The following is a 19,452-nucleotide window of genomic DNA, read 5'->3' as shown; positions in this document are numbered from 1 at the left end:
AGGCGTCAGCCGACTAAAAGAATTTTCAATGACTATAAAGTCTTTCATGTTCAATCTCCTGCAGGAGAACACCTACGTGGTGAGCGATGAGACCAAAGAGTGTGTCATCATCGATTGTGGCGCCTACTACGACGAGGAGCGCGATGCCGTTGTCAACTATATCAAGGACAACGAGCTGAAGCCCATGCACCTGCTCTGCACCCACGGGCATTTCGACCATAACTTCGGTATCGACACCATCCATGACAACTATGGCCTAATACCCGAGATTGCCCCAGAGGACGGCGATATGGTATGTCATATCTCCGAACAGTTTAAGTCGATGATCGGCGTTCCCCTGAAGCGGGAGTACCCTGGGCAAGTGAAGTTCTTTGGTAACGATGAGGTGATACGCTTTGGCAACCATGAGCTGCAGGTGCTCAAGACCCCTGGTCACACCCAGGGCGGCGTGGTGTTCTACTGTGAGGCGGAGAAGGTGGTCTTCTCTGGCGACACGCTGTTCCGCATGAGCGTGGGCCGTACTGACTTCGAGGGCGGCAGTTATACGGAACTGATGAACAGTCTGAGGAACGTATTAGGAAAAATGCCCGCCGAGACAACAGTCTACTGCGGGCATGGTCCAAAGACGACGATTGGCGAGGAGATGCGCTACAATCCCTATTTACACTGATCATACCATTCGCGGAGCGCCCCCTTGGGCGTACCCTTCCTGACGGTCTCATCGAGCACATCGTGAGCCTCTTTACGCTTGCCTTGTTTCAGCAGGGCATCGACCTTCGACACCACCAGCGCCAGACTTTCAGGACGGCGACGGATGGCCTCGTCCCAGTCGTAGACAGCCACGTCGTATTGCTTCTGTTCCGTCTCGTAGGCAGCCCTTGCGGCATAGGCATCAGCACTGTCGGGGAAGAGTTGTACGATACGGTTCAACTCGTCCATCGTATCCGCCTTGCGCCCTAACTTCTGCAGGGTATGCGCCAATCCCAGGTGGGCCTCCAGATGCTGGGGTTGGATGGCGATAAACGACTCGTAGTCGACCTTCGCCAGATCGTAGTGGCGCAACTGGGTATGACAGAAGGCACGGAAGAAGAGGGCTGCAAGATTCCGTTCGTCGAGACGGAGCACATTGCCATATTCCGCAACGGCATATTCCCACTGCTGCAGGTTGATATTCGCCTCGGCCTTCAAGAGTCGCAAGCCGGTGTTCTCAGGATTCAGGCGAATCTGCTCCATCAGCGTCGACACAGAGTCGCGCCACTGTTGTGGCGTCTGCGCCCCTGCGCAGACAGCCATCAACATGAGGCTCATTATTAACAACTTACGCATTCTTAATGTAGTTGACAATCCACTCGCCTACTTCGCGGGTACCATATTTGGCACCGCCCTCGACCTGAATCTCCGGGGTACGCACATTGGCGGCCAACGAGGCATCGACAGCCTCACGCACAAGGGCACCCTCTTTGTTCAGTCCGAAGTGCTCGAGCAACATTGCTGCAGAGAGGATCTGTGCCAGAGGATTGGCGAGGTTCTGACCTGCTGCCTGAGGCCATGAGCCATGAACGGGTTCGAAGAGCGGCGTATGCTCTCCTAATGACGATGAGGGTTGCAGGCCCATGGAGCCTGTGATGCAAGAGGTCTCGTCGGTGAGGATATCGCCAAAGGTGTTCTCCGTCACGATGACATCGAAGAAGCGGGGTTCTGTGAGCACACGCATCGAGGCATTGTCGATAAACATATAGTCGGTGGTTACCTCAGGATACTGAGGCTCCATCTCCTTGGCAATCTGGCGCCACAGACGACTGGAGGCCAGCACATTGGCCTTATCCACCACCGTGAGGTGCTTCTTACGCGTCATCGCCATCTCGAAGGCCACCTTCAGGATGCGCTCAATCTCAGGACGGGTGTAGATATCGGTATCGTAGGCCTTGTCGTTGTCCTGGTATTTCTCACCAAAGTACATACCGCCCGTCAATTCGCGGATGACCACGAAATCAGCGCCACGCAACAGCTCATCCTTTAGGGGAGACTTATGCAGCAGACAATCGAAGGTGGCCACAGGGCGCACGTTGGCAAACAAGCCCAGTTTCTTACGCATGGCGAGCAAACCCGTCTCAGGACGGATCTTCGCCGTAGGATTATTGTCAAACTCCAGTGAGCCTACAGCTGCAAAGAGCACAGCATCGGCACGCATGCACACCTCGTGGGTGGCCTCTGGGTAAGGATCGCCCACCTCGTGGATGGCGTGGGCACCACAGATGGCTGCCTTGTATTCAAACTCGTGGCCACATTTCTCTGCAATAGCATCAAGCACTGCCACACCTTGTTTCATAATCTCCGGGCCTATACCATCGCCCTCAAGAATCGCAATCTTCAGTTTCATAATTCGTTTGTATTTTCGTTTTCGTAAATGTTCAGCATCTTAAACGTAGCCTTGATGGCAGCTTCCGTCTGGTCGGCATCCAGACCACGCGTGCGCAGAATCTTACCATTGTCGTTCCAGGTAATCACCGTCTGCACAAGGGCATCGGTACGTCCACCAGGAGGAATGCTGACGGCATAGTTCTGCAGGAGGGGGAACGTGCGGTCGAGATACTTGCGATAGATGAAACGCAGGGCCTTCACGAAGGCATCATACTGACCATCGCCCGTAGCGCCTGCTTCATACTGCTGACCATTAATCTCCACCTTCACATTTGCACCAGGCTTCAATCCATAAGCCGTTGAGACAACATAACTTACAAGCTTCACCTTATCCTCTGGCGCATCGTGTTTCAGCACGTCACTCACGATGAAGGGCAGGTCGTCTTGCGTCACGATTTCTTTCTTGTCGCCAAGTTCTGTGATACGCTGCGTCACCTTCTTTGTCTGCTCGGGCGTGAGCTCCAGACCCAACTCCTCAAGGTTCTTGGCAATGTTCGCCTTACCGCTGTTTTTGCCAAGGGCATACTCCCTGCGACGTCCGAATCGCTCTGGCATCAGCTCGTTCTGATAGAGGCCGTTCTTATTGTCGCCATCAGCATGTACCCCAGCCACCTGGGTAAAGACATTATCACCGATGATGGGCTGATTGGGGGCAATGGCGATACCACTATAGCTCTCCACCAGACGGGAGATGTCGTTGAGCTTGTTCTCGTTGATATTGGTCTTCGCATGGAACTGATCCTTCAGGATCACCTGCACACTCGAGAGCGGCGCATTACCACAACGCTCGCCAAGACCATTGACGGTGACGTGGAGTCCTTTCGCACCACTGAGCGCTGCAGCCAACGAATTGCTGACAGCCAGGTCGTAGTCGTTGTGGGCATGGAAATCGAAGTGGGTATCGGGATAGCGCTTGAGCATCTTGCGGAAGTACTCGATACACTGCAGGGGATTCATGATGCCCAGCGTATCGGGCAGCATAAAACGACGGATGCCGATGTCGCAAAGCACATCCATCGCCTGATAGACATACTCCGGAGAGTCCTTCATACCATTCGACCAGTCTTCGAGGTAGAGGTTCACGATCAGCCCCTTGCTACGGGCATATTTCACCTCGCGGCAGATGTCCTCCACATGTTCCTCGGGCGACTTGCCCAACTGTTCCCTACAATGCCTGAGTGAGCCTTTCGCCAGAAGGTTGATGACCTTTGCCCCACACGAGACAATCCAGTCTACGCTCACGCCACCATCCACGAAGCCAAGCACCTCGACATTATCGAGTTTATCGATTTTCTCCGCATAGCGGCAGATCATGCTCACTGCCTCTTTCTCACCCTCCGACACCCGGGCGGAAGCCACCTCGATGCGGTCTACGTTCAGGTCGTGGAGCAACATGCGGGCGATGATGAGCTTCTCGTGTGGCAGGAAGCTCACGCCGTTGGTCTGTTCTCCGTCGCGCAATGTCGAGTCCATGATCTCGACGAAAGGCTGTAGACGGGTGTAATGTCCTACTTGCTCTGCTGTTCCCATTGTTTTGTCTTTTCTTGATTCTGTACCAGGAAGTCGATGTCGTCGAGACCATTCATCAGGCAGTGCTTCTTATAGCCGTTGATGTCGAAATGCTCGCTGCGACCTGTGGACTTGTTGGTGACTGTCTGATTCGGCAGATCCACCTCCACCTCCGTCTTCGGATCATGCTGGATGCTGGCAAAGAGCTCTGCCAGGAAGTCGTCGCTCACCTGCACGGGCAACACGAAATTGTTCAGTTCGTTGTTTTTGTGGATATCAGCGAAAAACGAGCTGATGACCACCCGGAAGCCATAGCCTGCAATCGCCCAGGCAGCATGCTCGCGAGAGCTGCCACTGCCGAAGTTCTTGCCTGCCACGAGGATACAACCGCCATAGGCGGGATTGTTGAGCACAAAGTCCTGATTCAGCGAGCCGTCGGCCTTGTAGCGCCAATCGCGGAACAGGTTGTCGCCAAAGAAACTTTCCTCCCTGGTGGTAGCCTTCAGGAATCGTGCGGGGATAATCTGGTCTGTGTCCACATTCTCCAATGGAAGGGGCACACATGTACTGGTTATAACGTTGAATTTCTGTTTCATAATGTTCTGGGATCTGTTATTACTCCTGTGATGGCTGCTGCGGCTGCCACTAATGGGCTGGCAAGAATGGTTCTTGCACCTGGGCCCTGTCGACCTTCAAAATTACGGTTGCTCGTGCTCACGCTGAGCTTGCCTGCAGGAATCTTATCATCGTTCATCGCCAAGCAGGCGGAGCATCCAGGCTGGCGAATCTCGAAGCCTGCCTCCACGAGAATCTTGTCGAGACCTTCCTCACGTATCTGCTTATCCACAGCCCATGAGCCAGGCACGAGCCAAGCCACCACATCCGCAGCTTTCTGATGACCTTTCACGATAGAGGCAAAGGCGCGGAAGTCTTCAATACGACCATTGGTACAAGCACCCAGGAACACATAGTCCACCTTCGTGCCCAACAGCTTCTGACCAGCCTTGAAACCCATATACTGGAGTGCCTTTTCAAAGCCCACCCCACCCTCTGCGGGAATGGTCTCCGTAATACCGATGCCCATACCGGGATTCGTTCCATAGGTGATACGAGGCTCGATATCCGCAGCGTTGAACGTCAGTTCCTTGTCAAACACAGCGTCGTCGCCGCTCTTCAGCGTCTTCCAATAACTCACGGCCTCGTCCCAGGCTTCACCCTTGGGGGCATACTCGCGGCCCTTGAGATAGGCAAAGGTGGTCTCGTCGGGAGCGATGAAGCCACCACGCGCTCCCATCTCTATAGAAAGGTTACAGAGCGTCAGGCGACCTTCCATCGACATCTCCCTGACCACATCGCCAGCATACTCCACGAAGTAGCCCGTAGCCCCTGAGGTCGTCAGCTGCGCCATCAGATAGAGAGCCACATCCTTTGCTGTCACACAAGGACCCAGCTGTCCATTGATGTTGATGCGCATCGACTTCGGCTTCTGCTGGAGGATACACTGCGAGGCCATCACCATCTCCACCTCCGATGTTCCGATACCGAAGGCTACGGCTCCCATCGCTCCATGGGTAGAGGTGTGAGAGTCGCCGCAGACGATGGTCATTCCTGGCAGACTCAAGCCCTTCTCAGGCCCCACCACATGGATGATACCATTGTCCTTCGACATCATACCGTAGTGCGTCAGTCCGAACTCTGCAGCATTCTTTGCCAGCGTGTCCACCTGCTTCTTGCTCACAGGATCGGCGATGGGCTTGTCCTGATCGTGCGTAGGGGTGTTATGGTCTGGCATACAGAAAATCTTCTCCGGACGGTAGCACTTCAGCCCACGGGCCCGCATACCGTCGAACGCCTGGGGCGAGGTGACCTCGTGGCAATAAAGACGGTCGATATACAACTGGGTAGGTCCGTCCTCCACCTGCTGCACCACGTGCTTATCCCATATCTTGTCAAATAATGTATTCATTCTTTCAATCTTGATGTTTCAATTTTCCGCTCGGCTTTGCCGCTTGGCTAGTCCAAGAATTTTCAATCTTCAACTTTGAACTTGTTGATACAATCGATATATGCTTCCACAGAGGCGGTCACGATATCCGTATTGGCCCCGAAGCCGTAATAGAGCGAACCGTCGTACTCCACCTGCATGTGAACCTTACCCACATCGTCTGAACCCTTCGAGATAGCCTGGATGGTAAACTCCTTCAGCGTCATCTGCTTCATGATAATCTTCTTCAGCGCCTTGATGGCAGCATCCACAGGACCGTTTCCGCTGGCGGCAGCCTCAAACTTCTGTCCGCTGATATCGAGGCCGATGGAAGCCACACTCTTCACGCCCTTACCCGTAGTCACCTGCAGGAAGTCGAGACGCACAGCGTGGGTATCAGCCATATCGGCACCAGCCAGCATCAGCACGTCGGCATCCGTCACCTCCTTCTTCTGATCAGCCAGCACGAGGAATTTCTCATACACCTTGTCGAGCTTCTCTTCCTCGAGGTCGACACCATTCACATGCAGACGATGCTTCAAGGCTGCACGACCACTACGGGCTGTCAGTACGATAGAGTTGTCATCGATGCCCACATCCTTCGGGTCCATGATCTCATAGGTATGCACATTCTTCAGCACACCGTCCTGATGGATGCCGCTCGAGTGGGCAAAGGCATTACGGCCCACGATGGCCTTATTGGGCTGCACGGGCATATTCATCAGACTCGATACCATCCTCGAGGTGGGATAGATCTTCGTGGTATTGATATTGGTATCGATGCCCAGCCCCTTGTGGCACTTCAGGATCATCGCTATCTCCTCGAGCGAGGTGTTTCCTGCGCGCTCGCCAATGCCGTTGATGGTCACCTCCACCTGACGGGCGCCAGCCATCACACCATTGAAGGTGTTGGCAGTGGCCATTCCCAGATCGTTGTGACAGTGGGTGGAGATGATGGCGCGGTCGATACCGTCTACATGCTCCTTCAGATACTTGATCTTCTCGAAATACTCCTGGGGCAGGCAGTAGCCCGTGGTATCAGGGATGTTCACTACGGTAGCGCCAGCCTTGATGACGGCCTCCACCACACGGGCCAGATACTCATTGTCCGTACGGCCTGCATCCTCGCAATAGAACTCCACGTCGTCGACAAAGCGCTTGGCATACTTCGTGGCTGCCACTGCACGCTCCAGAATCTCCTCACGCGTAGAATTAAACTTAAACTGGATGTGCTCATCGCTCGTGCCGATACCCGTGTGGATACGCTTGTGCTTGGCATACTTCAGCGCCTCGAAGGCCACGTCGATGTCGTGCTCCACGGCTCGCGTCAGTGCACAGATCACAGGCCATGTGACGGCCTTTGAGATCTCAATCACGCTGTTGAAGTCACCCGGACTTGATACGGGGAATCCTGCTTCGATCACGTCGACGCCCAACTGCTCGAGCGCCTTGGCCACCTGAATCTTCTCTACAGTGTTCAGCTGGCATCCGGGAACCTGTTCACCGTCCCTCAGTGTCGTGTCGAAAATAAACAATCTGTCACTCATCTTTTTAATTAATCTAATGTTACTTGTATTTGGTTTACTATATTTCTGCCTGCAAAGAAAAAGCCCTTCACACTCGGAAGTGAGAAGGGCTCTATCATAATTTTCAATTTCAATCTTCAATTTTCAATTATCTACATACCTTGTCACTTCCGACCGCTCCCTGCAGTCGAATAATAATAAGGCCATTAAGTAGATTCAGACTCTTCATTTTGTATGCATTTTATTGATTTCGGCTGCAAAAGTAAGCATTTCTTTTGTAACAAACAAATAATTTGTCACTTTTTTACGCAACAAAGCTACATTTTTACTTTTTTACCTTTTTACTTTTACCTTTCATTCGCCAAACGGTAAACAGCCGTCATGTCTTTCGGGGTCAGCACCTCCATCGCACCGATGTTCATCTTGCCCCCTCGGCTGCACTTCTCCACCAGCGTCTCAATCTCCTCGTCTGTAGCCTGACGACCTATCAGTTCCGGGATACTGGTGGGCATGCCGATGGCGTGGAAGAAACGCTCGATGGCCTCCACACCCTTCAGCGCCGTCGCCTTGGCATCCGTAAAGTCGTTGGTCACACCCATCACGTTGACGGCAAACTTCGCGAATCGGTTCAGGTGCTTGTCCATCACATAACGGGCCCATGAACCCCAGATGGCAGCCAGTCCTGCACCATGCGTCACACCAAAGAGTCCGCTCAGCTCGTGCTCCAGCTTGTGACAGGCGAAATCCTTCTCCGTACCGCACTCCGTCAGATCATTGTGCGACAGCGAGCTGGCCCACATGATGGCAGCCCTGTGACGATAGTCCTCAGGATTCTTCAGCACCTCTGGCGTCGCCTCCATCACCGTCCGCAACAGTGCCTCGGCAATGGCATCCGTCAGCAGCGCATCCTCATACTTCGAGAAGTAGCGCTCCATCGTGTGCATCATGATGTCGGTGGCTCCAGCAGCCGTCTGATAGGGCGGCAGCGTATAAGTGCGCTCAGGGTTCATGATGGCAAACTTACAACGGCAGAGGTCGCTGTTCACGCCACGCTTCAGCATTCCCTCATCGTTGGTGATCACACAGCTCGACGACATCTCCGAGCCTGCAGCAGGGATGGTGAGCATCACGCCGATGGGCAGGCACGACTGTGGCACGGCCTTCCCGTCCCAGAAATCCCACACGTCGCCAGAATACCCCACGCCGTAGCCGATGGCCTTCGCAGAGTCGATCACGCTACCGCCACCCACAGCGAGGATGAAGTCCACCTGCTCCTTCTGACAGAGCGCTATACCCTCCTTCACCTTCGAGAGCAGCGGATTGGGCACTACCCCACCCAACTCTACAAAGCTGATGCCTGCCTCGGTGAGCATCTTCTCCACCTTATCTAATAAGCCAGACTTGCGGGCACTGCCGCCGCCAAAGTGCACCAGCACCTTACCGCCGCCATACTGCTGAATCAACTGCGGGAGCTTTTCTTCTGCCTCCCTGCCAAACACCACTCTCGTCGGAGCATAGAAATTGAAGTCCTTCATCATCTTTTTCGTGTCTTAGTGAATAATTCTGCTGCAAATATACGCAATTCTCCAAAATAATTTGTATTTTTGCACCATAAAAAAATGAAAAAGCTATTATTCTATATATTGTTACCCCTGTTGGTGCAGGATGAGCTCACCTATTACTTCGACCGCCACAACGTGCAGGACGAGGGATACGAGATGGTGGCGGCCTTTGCCCAGGGCCAGCGGCTCGAGGTAGAGTTGGATACCCACCTCTCCGCTTTCGACATCGGAACGTGGAAAAGCCATCCCCGCCAGGGAACGGGTCTCGCCCTCGACAGCCTAGGACACACCGTCCTCGCCAAGTGGCAGAACGACACCATAGAATCGGGCATACGCATGGACTCTCTCGGCACCTACCTCGGCGACTTCTCCAACCTCAAGGCAGAAGGTCATGGCGCCTACCTCAGCGTCGACGGCAGCTACTTCGAGGGCCACTGGGAGCAAGGCCTCCGTCATGGCTTTGGACTCGAGATGCTCACCCCGCAAGAAGGAGGACCTCACCTGCGTGTGGGCATCTGGCAGAACGGCCGCTTTTGGGGCGAGCGCATGACCTACACCTCTGAACGTATCTACGGTATCGACATCGCCCGCTATCAGCACGAACAGGGCCGTCGCCGTTATAACTTCGACTGGAACAAGATGCGCATCACCTACCTCGGCCATCGGGGACAGAAAAACGTGAAGGGCACTGCCGACTATCCCGTATCCTTCATCTTCATCAAATCCACCGAGAGCACCACTGTGCGCAACCGCTACTACGCCTCAGACTACATGCAGGCCCGTAAGCACGGCATCCGTATCGGTGCCTACCACTTCTTCCGTCTGCGCACCAGCGGAGCCGATCAGGCCAAATACTTCCTGAACAATACCTTATTTAAAAAAGGAGACCTGCCCCCAGTGCTCGACGTAGAACCCACCGACGCCCAAATCAAGGCCGCTGGCGGTGTCGAAGTCATGTTCCGAAACATCCGCACCTGGCTCCGCCTCGTCGAACAGCGCACAGGCGTGAAGCCCATCCTCTATGTCAACCAGCGCTTCGTCAATGTCTACCTCTCGCAGGCTCCTGACATCAAGCGCGACTACCGCGTGTGGATAGCCCGCTACAGCGAATACAAGCCCGATGTTCACCTCGCCTTCTGGCAGCTTTGTCCTGATGGCCGTGTCGCTGGCATCCACCCCGAAGTAGACATCAACGTATTCAATGGCTACCAGAGCCAATTCGAAGAATTCCTCGCCAACGAAACCATCCAGAAATGAAGACGCTACTCATCCTCGTGGGCAAGACCACCGACAAGCACTTCCAGGCAGGCATCAACGACTACGTTGAGCGCATCAGCCACTATATGCCCTTCGAACTCGTCACCATCCCCGAGCTCAAGAACACCAAGAATCTCTCTGAAGAGCAGCAGAAGACTGCCGAGGGCGAACTCATCCTCAAGCAACTGCAACCCTCCGACACCGTTGTACTGCTCGACGAACATGGGCACGAATTCCGCAGCATCGAACTGGCCCGCTGGCTCGAACAGAAGCGCAACACCGCCCGCCGCCTCGTCTTCATCATCGGAGGCCCCTACGGCTTCTCCCCTGCCGTCTATGCCCGCGCCAACGAGCAGCTCTCCCTCTCCCGCCTCACCTTCTCCCACCAGATGATCCGCCTCGTCTTCACCGAACAGATCTACCGCGCCTGCACCATTATCAAAGGCGAGCCCTATCACCACGAATAAAAGGAGTAGCCTCCGAGTAAACCAGGACTTTACTCCGACTAAAATGGGGGTTTACTCCGACTAAAGTCCGACTTTACTCTGACTAAAGTCCAAGGCTAGTTTTAGAGGCGATTTTGCGGAATAGAAATCCCCGCCAGACGCTATGTCAGACGGGGATTGATTATAGGTAGTTGTAGTTCTTATAGGTCGTTGTAGTTCTGAACGCTGAAGGTGGAGGTCTTCATGTCGCCAGTCTCGAAGCCTCGCTTGAGCCAGCGTTTACGCTGGTCGCTGGTGCCGTGGGTGAACGACTCGGGCGTGGCTCGACCCTGCGCCTTCTTCTGCAGCCAGTCGTCACCGATGGCCTTGGCCAGTTCGAGGCCCTTCTCAAGGTCGCCGTACTCCATAGAGTGATTCATCGCGTCCTCATAGTGTGCCCAGACGCCAGCATAATAGTCGGCCAGCAGTTCGAGGCGAACGCTGATCTGATTGGCACTCACCTTATCAGTCTGGTTCATAGCTTGATGGGCCTTTCCGAGGGTTCCCGTGAGGTTCTCCACATGGTGGCCAATCTCGTGGGCGATGACGTAGGCATAGGCGAAGGTATTGCCCTCGACGCCGAGCTGGCGCTTCATTTGGGTGAAGAACGAGAGGTCGATGTAGAGTTTCTGGTCGCCCGAGCAGTAGAAGGGACCTACGGCTGCTGTAGCGGAGCCACAGGCAGAGTTGACCTGATTAGAGAAGAGTACGAGCGTGGGAGGCGTATAGGTGCCACCCATTTGTTCGAACACAGGTCCCCAAACATCCTCCGTAGAGGCGAGAATCTTCTTGCAGTCGCTGGCGAGAGCCTGCTCCTCCTCTGTGAAATTTTCCTCACCGATGGTCTCGGTGGGTCCCTGCATCATCTGCTCCTGTGCAGCCTGCAGTCCAGCCGAGAGCGGGTCGCCGCCACTCATCCAAGCAAACAGGGCTGCCACGATAATTGCACCAATGCCGCCGATACCGGCCTTTGCACCTCCGCTCATTCCGCGGCGATCTTCCACGTTAGAGCTCTCTCTTCTTCCGTCTAATCTCATAATGCTTTAAGTTTTAAGTTGTTATACTATTTTCGTTATTTCATTTTTACATTCTTACATTTTTACATTTTATCACCTCACCGTCATGTGGAAGCAGCCCTGCTTCACCTCGTACTTGATGTAACAGCGACCTTGCTCCCTCATGTCACGAAGCACCTCGGAGAGTACCCATTTGAGCGTATCGCTGCGCACCTCACGGCGGGCGGGTCCATCGGGATCCTCGACCGTCTTGTAGCGGTTGTAGCAGATGTCGAAGGTGGTGCCGTAGAGATGGCACGACTTCTCGGTGGCGTTGCCGTTGCGTCGACGGAGTTTCACCACATCCTCCTCAGAGCGGAGCACGCTGGTGACAATGAATTTGTGGAAGGGCACACCCTTGACATAAAGGCTGTCGAAGAAGGCCTGTCCGATATCCTGCAACAGAATAGAGGCACGAGGCACGAGATATGGGATGCTCGAATAGAGCGGGTCGACATGATAGTAGGGCGAGGCATCGACATAGACGAGCTCACGCTTGCGCATCTCAGCATCGCGGCGGTTCTTCACAGGACTGACGCCCCACTTCTCGGCTGCCGTCAACTGAACGGCATTGGTATCGGGAAAAGCCTCAGCATAGCTGGGAACGGAGAGGATGCGGTGGTACTTCTTCGGCGTCTTCAGATGATTCGGAGTCTTCTGATGATTGGGTGTCTCCGGAGCCGAGGGCTGGGCCGACAGACCAGTGGCTGCCTCAGCGGGCGCTTCGACAGGGACGGCGCGAGTGGCTGCGACACCAGGAAAGACCGCACGGACTGCTGCAAGCAGCAGAACAACCACTATAAAACCCTGTAAATATCGTTTTTTTGTTAGTTTCATCGAAAAAATCTCTTTTGCGTTGCAAAGATAAGAATATTTTTTGTAATTTTGCAAGCGAAATTAAATTTTTATATCATTTGATAGAGAAACATATTGTTTTAGAGGATATTGACCCCGTGATTTTCTATGGGGTCGGCAACGGGCATTTGCAGATGATTCGCTCGTTGTATCCCAAGTTGCGCATCATGGCGCGCGACAATGTGGTGAGAGTGCTGGGTGACGAGGAGCAGATGGCTGCCTTCGAGGAGAGCACGGAGAAGATGCGCCAGCACGTGATGCAGTTCAACTCGCTCAAGGAGGAGGATATTCTCGATATAGTAAAGGGAAGGCGTTCAAGCGACCGACTGCCTGACGATGTGGTGGTCTATTCGATGTCTGGACGCCCCATCAAGGCACGCACGGCCAACCAGCAGAAGCTGATCGATGCCTACAAGCAGAACGATATGGTGTTTGCCGTAGGTCCTGCGGGAACAGGTAAGACCTACCTCTCCATCGCGCTGGCTGTAAAGGCGCTGAAGGAGAAACAGGCCAAGAAGATCATCCTCTCGCGCCCCGCTGTGGAGGCCGGAGAGAAGCTGGGATTCCTGCCTGGCGACATGAGGGATAAGATAGACCCCTATCTGCAGCCACTATACGACGCACTCGAAGATATGCTGCCACAGGTAAAGTTGCAGGATATGATGGAGAAGAATATCATCCAGATAGCACCGCTGGCCTTCATGCGTGGACGAACGCTGAATGATGCGGTGGTGATCCTTGACGAGGCGCAGAACACGACGCCCGCGCAGATCAGGATGTTCCTGACCCGTATGGGATGGAACACAAAGATGGTGATCACAGGCGACATGACGCAGATAGACCTGCCCCACTCACAGAAGTCGGGTCTCATCGAGGCGCTGCATATATTAAATAATGTGGAAGGCATCGGCGTGGTGAACCTCGACCGCTCGGACATCGTGCGCCACAAGCTCGTCACCCGCATCGTCAATGCTTATGAACAATACGATAAAGAGGTAAAAGGGTAAAAAGAAAAAGATATAGAAATGAAAGCATTAACTAAGACGGACTTTAAGTTCGAAGGACAGAAGAGCGTGTATCATGGAAAGGTACGCGATGTGTACAACATCAACGACGATCTGATGGTGATGGTAGCCACCGACCGTATCTCGGCATTCGACGTGGTGCTGCCGAAGGGAATCCCCTTCAAAGGACAAGTGCTGAACCAGATTGCCGCCAAATTCCTCGATGCTACGACCGACATCTGCCCGAACTGGAAACTGGCAACCCCCGACCCGATGGTAACCATTGGTCTGAAGTGCGAGGGATTCCGTGTAGAGATGATCATCCGCTCAATCCTGACGGGCTCTGCCTGGAGAGAGTACAAGAACGGATGCCGTGAGCTCTGCGGCGTGAAGCTGCCCGACGGCATGAAAGAGAACGAGCGGTTCCCCGAGCCCATCATCACTCCGACAACGAAGGCTGACGAGGGGCACGATATGAACATCTCGAAGGAGGAGATCATCGCCCAGGGTATTGTGTCGGCAGAGGACTATGCCGTGATGGAGGACTACACCCGCAAGATCTTCCAGCGCGGACAGGAGATTGCCGCCAAGCGCGGACTCATCCTCGTGGACACGAAGTATGAATTTGGCAAGCGCGACGGAAAAGTGTATCTCATCGACGAGATTCACACCCCAGACAGCAGCCGTTATTTCTATGCCGACGGCTACGAGGAGAAGCTGGCCAAGGGTGAGCCCCAGAAGCAGCTCTCGAAGGAGTTTGTACGCCAGTGGCTCATCGAGCACAACTTCATGAACGAGCCTGGACAGGTGATGCCCGAGATTACTGACGAATATGCAGAAAGCGTCTCTGAACGCTATATCGAACTCTACGAGCATATCGTTGGCGAGCGCTTTGAGCGCGAAATGAGCGAGGGTGATATCGCCCAGCGCATCGAGAAGAACGTCAGCAGCTGGCTCAATGCCTTCAAAAGCAGATAACAGCAAAGCTTAATGCTCAAAGCTTAATGCTTAATGCTTAAAGCTCAAAGAACATGTACGAGCAGGAGAATATAAAGCCCTATGGCGACGGAGAGAAGGCCTCGCAGGTGGAGCAGATGTTCGACAACATCGCGCCTACCTACGATAAACTGAACCACCGTTTGTCGTGGGACATCGACAAGGGGTGGCGGCGGAAAGCCATCCGGCAGCTGGAGCCCTTTGCGCCTAAGGCCCTGCTCGACATCGCTACAGGAACGGGTGACTTCGCCATCCTCGCCGCCAAAATGCTGAAGCCTGAGCGACTCATCGGAGCCGACATCAGCGAGGGTATGATGGAGATTGGCAGACAGAAGGTGAAACAGGAAGGACTAGACTGCGTAGTGAGCTTCGAGAAGGAAGACTGCCTGAACCTCTCGTATGAGGACGGCACCTTCGACGCGGTAACAGCCGCCTTCGGCATCCGCAACTTCGCCGACCTCGACAAAGGACTGCGAGAGATGCAGCGCGTGCTGAAGAAAGGCGGCCACCTGAGCATCGTGGAACTGACCACACCCGTGAGCTTCCCGATGAAACAGCTCTTCCGCATCTACTCGCATACGGTGCTGCCCGTCTACGGACGGCTCATCTCGAAAGATACCAGTGCATACGGCTATCTGACCAAGACCATCGAGGCCTTTCCCCAGGGAGAGCGCATGGTGGAGATACTTAAGAAGGCGGGCTTCGCCAAGGCGTCGTTCCAACGACTGACCTTCGGCATCTGCACGATGTATTTCGCAGAGAAGTGAAAAGTATAAAGTGAAAAAATATGGATAAGTACGGACTGATCGGCTACCCTTTGGGACATTCATTCTCTATCAGCTACTTCAACCAGAAGTTTGCTGATGAAGGCATCAATGCCAAGTATGAGAACTACGAGATTGTCAGCATCGATGAGCTGACGGAAATTCTCGACTCAACACCCGAATTGCGAGGGTTGAACGTCACGATACCCTATAAGGAGAAAGTGATTCCCTTCCTCGACAGCATCTCGCCAGAGGCAAGAGCCATCGGTGCTGTGAACGTGATCCGCGTGACCCATGAGAAGAACAAGACCATCCTGAAGGGATTCAACAGCGACGTGATAGGATTCACACAGAGCATCGAGCCGATGATTGACAAGAAGTGGCACAAGAAGGCACTGATACTGGGAACAGGCGGTGCGTCGAAGGCCATCTGCTACGGTCTGAAGTCGCTGGGCATCGAGCCCGTCTTCGTGAGTCGTTATGAACGTCCGGATACCATCCAATATGAAAAGGTCACACCTGAGGTGGTGAAAGAGTACAACGTCATCGTGAACTGCACACCCCTGGGGATGTATCCGAATACGGACGTATGCCCGAAGCTGCCTTACGAGGCGATGGATAATCACACTATCCTCTACGACCTGATATACAATCCCGACCAGACGCTCTTCATGCGCAAGGGTGCTGAATATGGAGCCGAGGTGAAGAACGGACTGGAGATGCTGCTTCTTCAGGCATTCGCCAGCTGGGAGTTCTGGCATGGGAAGGAGAAGTAATAGGAAAGGTAAAAGGGTAAAAAGGTAAAAGGGTAAAAAGGTAAAAGGAAAAGATTATGGACAACAGATATATGATGCGTGGGGTCTCTGCTGCGAAGGAAGACGTACACGCTGCCATTAAGAACATCGACAAGGGTATCTTCCCGCAGGCTTTCTGCAAGATCATCCCCGACATTTTAGGGGGCGACCCTGAGTATTGTAACATCATGCACGCCGACGGCGCTGGCACAAAGTCGAGCCTTGCCTATATGTACTGGAAGGAGACCGGCGACCTCTCCGTGTGGAAGGGTATCGCTCAGGACGCCATCGTGATGAATACCGACGACCTGCTCTGTGTGGGTGCGGTGGACAACATTCTTGTGTCGAGCACCATCGGCCGCAACAAGATGCTCGTGCCAGGTGAGGTAATCTCAGCCATCATCAACGGTACCGACGAGTTGCTGGCAGAACTGCGTGAGATGGGTATCGGCATCTGGCCGACAGGCGGTGAGACAGCCGATGTGGGCGACCTCGTGCGCACCATCATCGTCGACTCTACAGTCACTTGTCGCATGAAGCGCTCAGATGTGATCGACAATGCGAATATCTGTCCGGGCGATGTGATTGTGGGACTTTCGTCAACAGGTCAGGCAACTTATGAGAAACGCTACAATGGCGGTATGGGCAGCAACGGACTTACCTCTGCCCGTCACGATGTGTTTGCGAAGTATCTCGCAGAGAAATATCCTGAGAGCTATGACCACGCTGTGCCCAACGAACTGGTGTATAGCGGAAAGTATCAGCTGACCGACGGCGTTGAGGGCTCACCAGTAGACGCAGGACAGTTGGTGCTCTCGCCTACCCGCACCTATGCCCCTGTGATCAAGAAGCTGCTCGACGAACTGCGTCCAGAGATTCACGGAATGGTTCACTGTACGGGTGGTGCCCAGACGAAGGTGCTCCACTTTGTGAACGACAATTGTAAGGTAATTAAGGACAATATGTTCCCCGTTCCCCCACTCTTCCGTGCCATCCACGAATGCTCAGGTACCGATTGGAAGGAGATGTATCAGGTGTTCAACATGGGTCACCGCATGGAGATCTACGTACCTGCTGAGGTGGCCGAAAAGGTGATTGCCATCTCGAAGTCGTTTAACATCGACGCCCAGATCGTGGGTCACATTGAGGAAGGCAAGAAGAGTCTGACCATCAAGAGCGAATTCGGAACCTTCAATTATTAATATTCAATATTCAATTTAATAAGTGGATAACAACAGTATATTGCAAAAGCTTGACGGACTGGAAGCCCGCTTCGAGGAGGTATCGACCCTGATTACCGACCCCGACGTGATTGCTGATCAGAACCGCTTCGTAAAGCTGACAAAGGAATACAAGGATCTGGGCGACATCATGGATGCCCGCAAACGCTACATCGCCTGTCTGAACGGCATCAAGGAGGCTAAGGATATCTTGGCCAACGAGAGCGATCCCGAGATGAAGGAGATGGCCCGTGAGGAACTGGCCGCCAACGAAGAACTTCAGCCCAAGCTTGAAGAGGAAATCAAGATTGCCCTGATCCCGAAGGATCCTGAGGACGCGAAGAATGTGCAGATGGAGATTCGTGCAGGAACGGGTGGCGACGAAGCCTGCCTGTTTGCTGGCGACCTCTTTAAGATGTACAAGAGCTACTGCGACTCGAAGGGTTGGCAGCTCTCCATCACGAGTGTCAGCGAGGGAGCCGTTGGCGGTTATAAGGAGATTGACTTCGCTGTATCTGGTGCTGATGTCTATGGCACCTTGAAATACGAATCGGGCGTGCATCGTGTACAGCGTGTGCCTGCCACAGAGACACAGGGACGTATGCATACCTCTGCAGCAACGGTTGCCGTACTCCCTGAAGCTGATAAGTTCGAAGTACACGTGAACGAAGGTGAGATCAAATGGGATACTTTCCGAAGCTCTGGTGCTGGTGGACAGAACGTGAACAAGGTGGAGTCGGGTGTGCGTCTGCGCTATATGTGGAAGAACCCCAATACGGGTGAGACGGAGGAGATCCTCATCGAGTGTACGGAGACGCGTGACCAACCGAAGAACAAGGAGCGTGCCCTCTCTCGTCTCTATACCTTTATCTATGATAAGGAGCACCAGAAGTATATGGATGACATCGCCAGCCGCCGCAAGAGTCTGGTATCTACTGGCGACCGTTCGGCGAAGATTCGTACCTACAACTTCCCACAGGGACGCGTGACAGACCATCGTATTGGCTATACCACTCACGACCTGCAGGGCTTCCTCGGAGGCGACATTCAGCCCATGATCGATGCCCTCACCGTTGCCGAGAATGCCGAGCGCATGAAAGAAACAGAACTATGAAGTGACCTACTTATTAATTAATCAGATATTGAAATGGACAAGAAAGAATTAATACAGCAGATTAAGGAAAAGCAGAGTTTCCTCTGCGTGGGTCTCGATACGGACATCAACAAGATTCCCCAGTGCATTATCGACGAGGCAAAGGCCAAGGACGGCGAGGACTATATCTTCCGCGCCCTCTGCGAGTTCAATGCCCTCATCATCGACGCCACAGCCCCCTATTGTGTGGCCTATAAACCCAACCTCGCTTTCTACGAGGCCTACGGTGTGGACGGCATCCTCGCATTCGAGGCTACCATCGACTATCTGAAGGAAGAATACCCCAACCACTTCATCATCGCTGATGCGAAGCGTGGTGATATCGGCAACACGTCGAAGATGTACGCCAAGACCTTCTTTGAGCAGTATGACGTCGATGCCCTCACAGTGGCTCCCTATATGGGCGAAGACTCTGTGACCCCGTTCCTTGGTTATGAAGACAAGTGGGTTATTCTGCTAGCGCTGACATCGAACAAAGGTTCTCACGATTTCCAGCTCACAGAAGATGCTCAAGGAGAGCGTCTCTTTGAAAAAGTACTGAAGAAAAGTCAGGAATGGGGCAACGACGAAAACATGATGTATGTTGTAGGTGCCACTCAGGGGCAGATGTTCGAGGATATCCGCAAGGTTGTGCCTAATCACTTCCTGCTGGTACCAGGTGTTGGTGCTCAGGGTGGCTCGTTGCAGGAAGTCTGCAAATACGGTATGACGAAGGACTGCGGACTGTTGGTGAACTCCTCACGCGGCATCATCTACGCCTCGAATGGTGAAGACTTTGCCGAGGTGGCGGCACAGAAAGCCAAAGAGCTGCAACAGGAAATGGCAGTAGAATTAAAGAAGGTAGGCCTCTAAGCCTACCTTTCTTTT

Annotated in this window: 19 protein-coding genes; 10 read left to right on the top strand and 9 right to left on the bottom strand. The window is 53.6% G+C overall.

The features are described from left to right. Positions 1–28: 28 nt before the first annotated feature. Positions 29–670 carry an MBL fold metallo-hydrolase gene (locus tag BMY16_RS09060; RefSeq protein ID WP_244513012.1) on the top strand — a complete coding sequence of 214 codons (642 nt, stop codon included), beginning with the start codon at positions 29–31 and terminating at the stop codon, positions 668–670. Here BMY16_RS09060 and BMY16_RS09055 read toward each other — a convergent pair. From BMY16_RS09055 to BMY16_RS09025, 7 genes are all read right to left on the bottom strand, one after another. Beyond that, a complete protein-coding gene (locus BMY16_RS09055) occupies positions 658–1,326 on the bottom strand; it encodes a tetratricopeptide repeat protein (protein WP_139207181.1) in 669 nt (222 codons plus the stop codon). The genes BMY16_RS09060 and BMY16_RS09055 overlap by 13 nt on opposite strands. Then, positions 1,319–2,380: a 3-isopropylmalate dehydrogenase gene (gene leuB, locus BMY16_RS09050; RefSeq protein ID WP_091841811.1), complete on the bottom strand. Its 1,062-nt coding sequence runs from the start codon at positions 2,378–2,380 to the stop codon at positions 1,319–1,321. The genes BMY16_RS09055 and leuB overlap by 8 nt, the downstream gene beginning before the upstream one ends. Continuing rightward, positions 2,377–3,951, bottom strand: coding sequence for an alpha-isopropylmalate synthase regulatory domain-containing protein (locus tag BMY16_RS09045; protein WP_091841809.1), 1,575 nt, complete (start codon positions 3,949–3,951; stop codon positions 2,377–2,379). The genes leuB and BMY16_RS09045 overlap by 4 nt, the downstream gene beginning before the upstream one ends. Then, positions 3,930–4,526 carry a 3-isopropylmalate dehydratase small subunit gene (leuD, locus tag BMY16_RS09040; RefSeq protein ID WP_091841807.1) on the bottom strand — a complete coding sequence of 199 codons (597 nt, stop codon included), beginning with the start codon at positions 4,524–4,526 and terminating at the stop codon, positions 3,930–3,932. The genes BMY16_RS09045 and leuD overlap by 22 nt, the downstream gene beginning before the upstream one ends. Further along, on the bottom strand, positions 4,523–5,896 hold the full coding sequence (leuC, locus tag BMY16_RS09035; protein WP_091841805.1) for a 3-isopropylmalate dehydratase large subunit: 1,374 nt from the start codon (positions 5,894–5,896) through the stop codon (positions 4,523–4,525). The genes leuD and leuC overlap by 4 nt, the downstream gene beginning before the upstream one ends. A gap of 62 nt (positions 5,897–5,958) precedes the next feature. Then, entirely contained in the window at positions 5,959–7,461 is a 1,503-nt protein-coding gene (locus BMY16_RS09030; protein WP_091841804.1) for a 2-isopropylmalate synthase, read from the bottom strand. Between the two features lie 326 nt (positions 7,462–7,787). Further along, positions 7,788–8,975, bottom strand: coding sequence for an iron-containing alcohol dehydrogenase (locus BMY16_RS09025; protein ID WP_091841992.1), 1,188 nt, complete (start codon positions 8,973–8,975; stop codon positions 7,788–7,790). 84 nt (positions 8,976–9,059) lie between these two features. On the opposite strand from BMY16_RS09025, the gene BMY16_RS09020 reads away from it, so the two are divergent. Beyond that, positions 9,060–10,259 carry a GH25 family lysozyme gene (locus BMY16_RS09020; RefSeq protein ID WP_091841802.1) on the top strand — a complete coding sequence of 400 codons (1,200 nt, stop codon included), beginning with the start codon at positions 9,060–9,062 and terminating at the stop codon, positions 10,257–10,259. Further along, on the top strand, positions 10,256–10,726 hold the full coding sequence (rlmH, locus tag BMY16_RS09015; RefSeq protein ID WP_091841801.1) for a 23S rRNA (pseudouridine(1915)-N(3))-methyltransferase RlmH: 471 nt from the start codon (positions 10,256–10,258) through the stop codon (positions 10,724–10,726). Before BMY16_RS09020 ends, rlmH begins: the two co-directional genes overlap by 4 nt. Before the next feature lie 179 nt (positions 10,727–10,905). Here the strand turns inward: rlmH and BMY16_RS09010 are convergent, their stop codons facing one another. Both BMY16_RS09010 and BMY16_RS09005 read right to left on the bottom strand, forming a co-directional pair. Further along, positions 10,906–11,781 (bottom strand): KPN_02809 family neutral zinc metallopeptidase, encoded by an 876-nt coding sequence (locus BMY16_RS09010; protein ID WP_091841799.1) that lies wholly within the window; start codon positions 11,779–11,781, stop codon positions 10,906–10,908. Positions 11,782–11,853: 72 nt separating this feature from the next. Continuing rightward, a complete protein-coding gene (locus tag BMY16_RS09005) occupies positions 11,854–12,636 on the bottom strand; it encodes a DUF5715 family protein (RefSeq protein WP_091841798.1) in 783 nt (260 codons plus the stop codon). Positions 12,637–12,713: 77 nt separating this feature from the next. On the opposite strand from BMY16_RS09005, the gene BMY16_RS09000 reads away from it, so the two are divergent. The 7 genes from BMY16_RS09000 to pyrF are packed head-to-tail and all read left to right on the top strand — an operon-like array spanning position 12,714 to position 19,437. Then, positions 12,714–13,661: a PhoH family protein gene (locus tag BMY16_RS09000; RefSeq protein WP_091841796.1), complete on the top strand. Its 948-nt coding sequence runs from the start codon at positions 12,714–12,716 to the stop codon at positions 13,659–13,661. 18 nt (positions 13,662–13,679) lie between these two features. After that, positions 13,680–14,636 carry a phosphoribosylaminoimidazolesuccinocarboxamide synthase gene (locus BMY16_RS08995; protein WP_091841794.1) on the top strand — a complete coding sequence of 319 codons (957 nt, stop codon included), beginning with the start codon at positions 13,680–13,682 and terminating at the stop codon, positions 14,634–14,636. A 53-nt stretch (positions 14,637–14,689) separates the two neighbouring features. After that, the gene (gene ubiE / locus BMY16_RS08990; protein ID WP_091841792.1) at positions 14,690–15,421 is read left to right on the top strand and encodes a bifunctional demethylmenaquinone methyltransferase/2-methoxy-6-polyprenyl-1,4-benzoquinol methylase UbiE; all 732 of its coding nucleotides are present in this window, start codon (positions 14,690–14,692) and stop codon (positions 15,419–15,421) included. 20 nt (positions 15,422–15,441) lie between these two features. After that, the gene (locus tag BMY16_RS08985) at positions 15,442–16,194 is read left to right on the top strand and encodes a shikimate dehydrogenase family protein (protein ID WP_091841790.1); all 753 of its coding nucleotides are present in this window, start codon (positions 15,442–15,444) and stop codon (positions 16,192–16,194) included. 56 nt (positions 16,195–16,250) lie between these two features. Continuing rightward, on the top strand, positions 16,251–17,414 hold the full coding sequence (locus tag BMY16_RS08980) for an AIR synthase-related protein (protein ID WP_091841788.1): 1,164 nt from the start codon (positions 16,251–16,253) through the stop codon (positions 17,412–17,414). A 22-nt stretch (positions 17,415–17,436) separates the two neighbouring features. Continuing rightward, complete coding sequence (gene prfA, locus BMY16_RS08975) at positions 17,437–18,546, top strand: peptide chain release factor 1 (protein ID WP_091841786.1); 1,110 nt, start codon at positions 17,437–17,439, stop codon at positions 18,544–18,546. Positions 18,547–18,579: 33 nt separating this feature from the next. Beyond that, on the top strand, positions 18,580–19,437 hold the full coding sequence (pyrF, locus tag BMY16_RS08970) for an orotidine-5'-phosphate decarboxylase (RefSeq protein ID WP_091841785.1): 858 nt from the start codon (positions 18,580–18,582) through the stop codon (positions 19,435–19,437). Positions 19,438–19,452: the final 15 nt, after the last annotated feature.

It is taken from the genome of Prevotella sp. ne3005, from assembly GCF_900110085.1.
Lineage (GTDB): Bacteria > Bacteroidota > Bacteroidia > Bacteroidales > Bacteroidaceae > Prevotella.
Note: the sequence above shows the minus strand (reverse complement) of the source record. Positions and strands in the feature narration are given on the sequence as shown.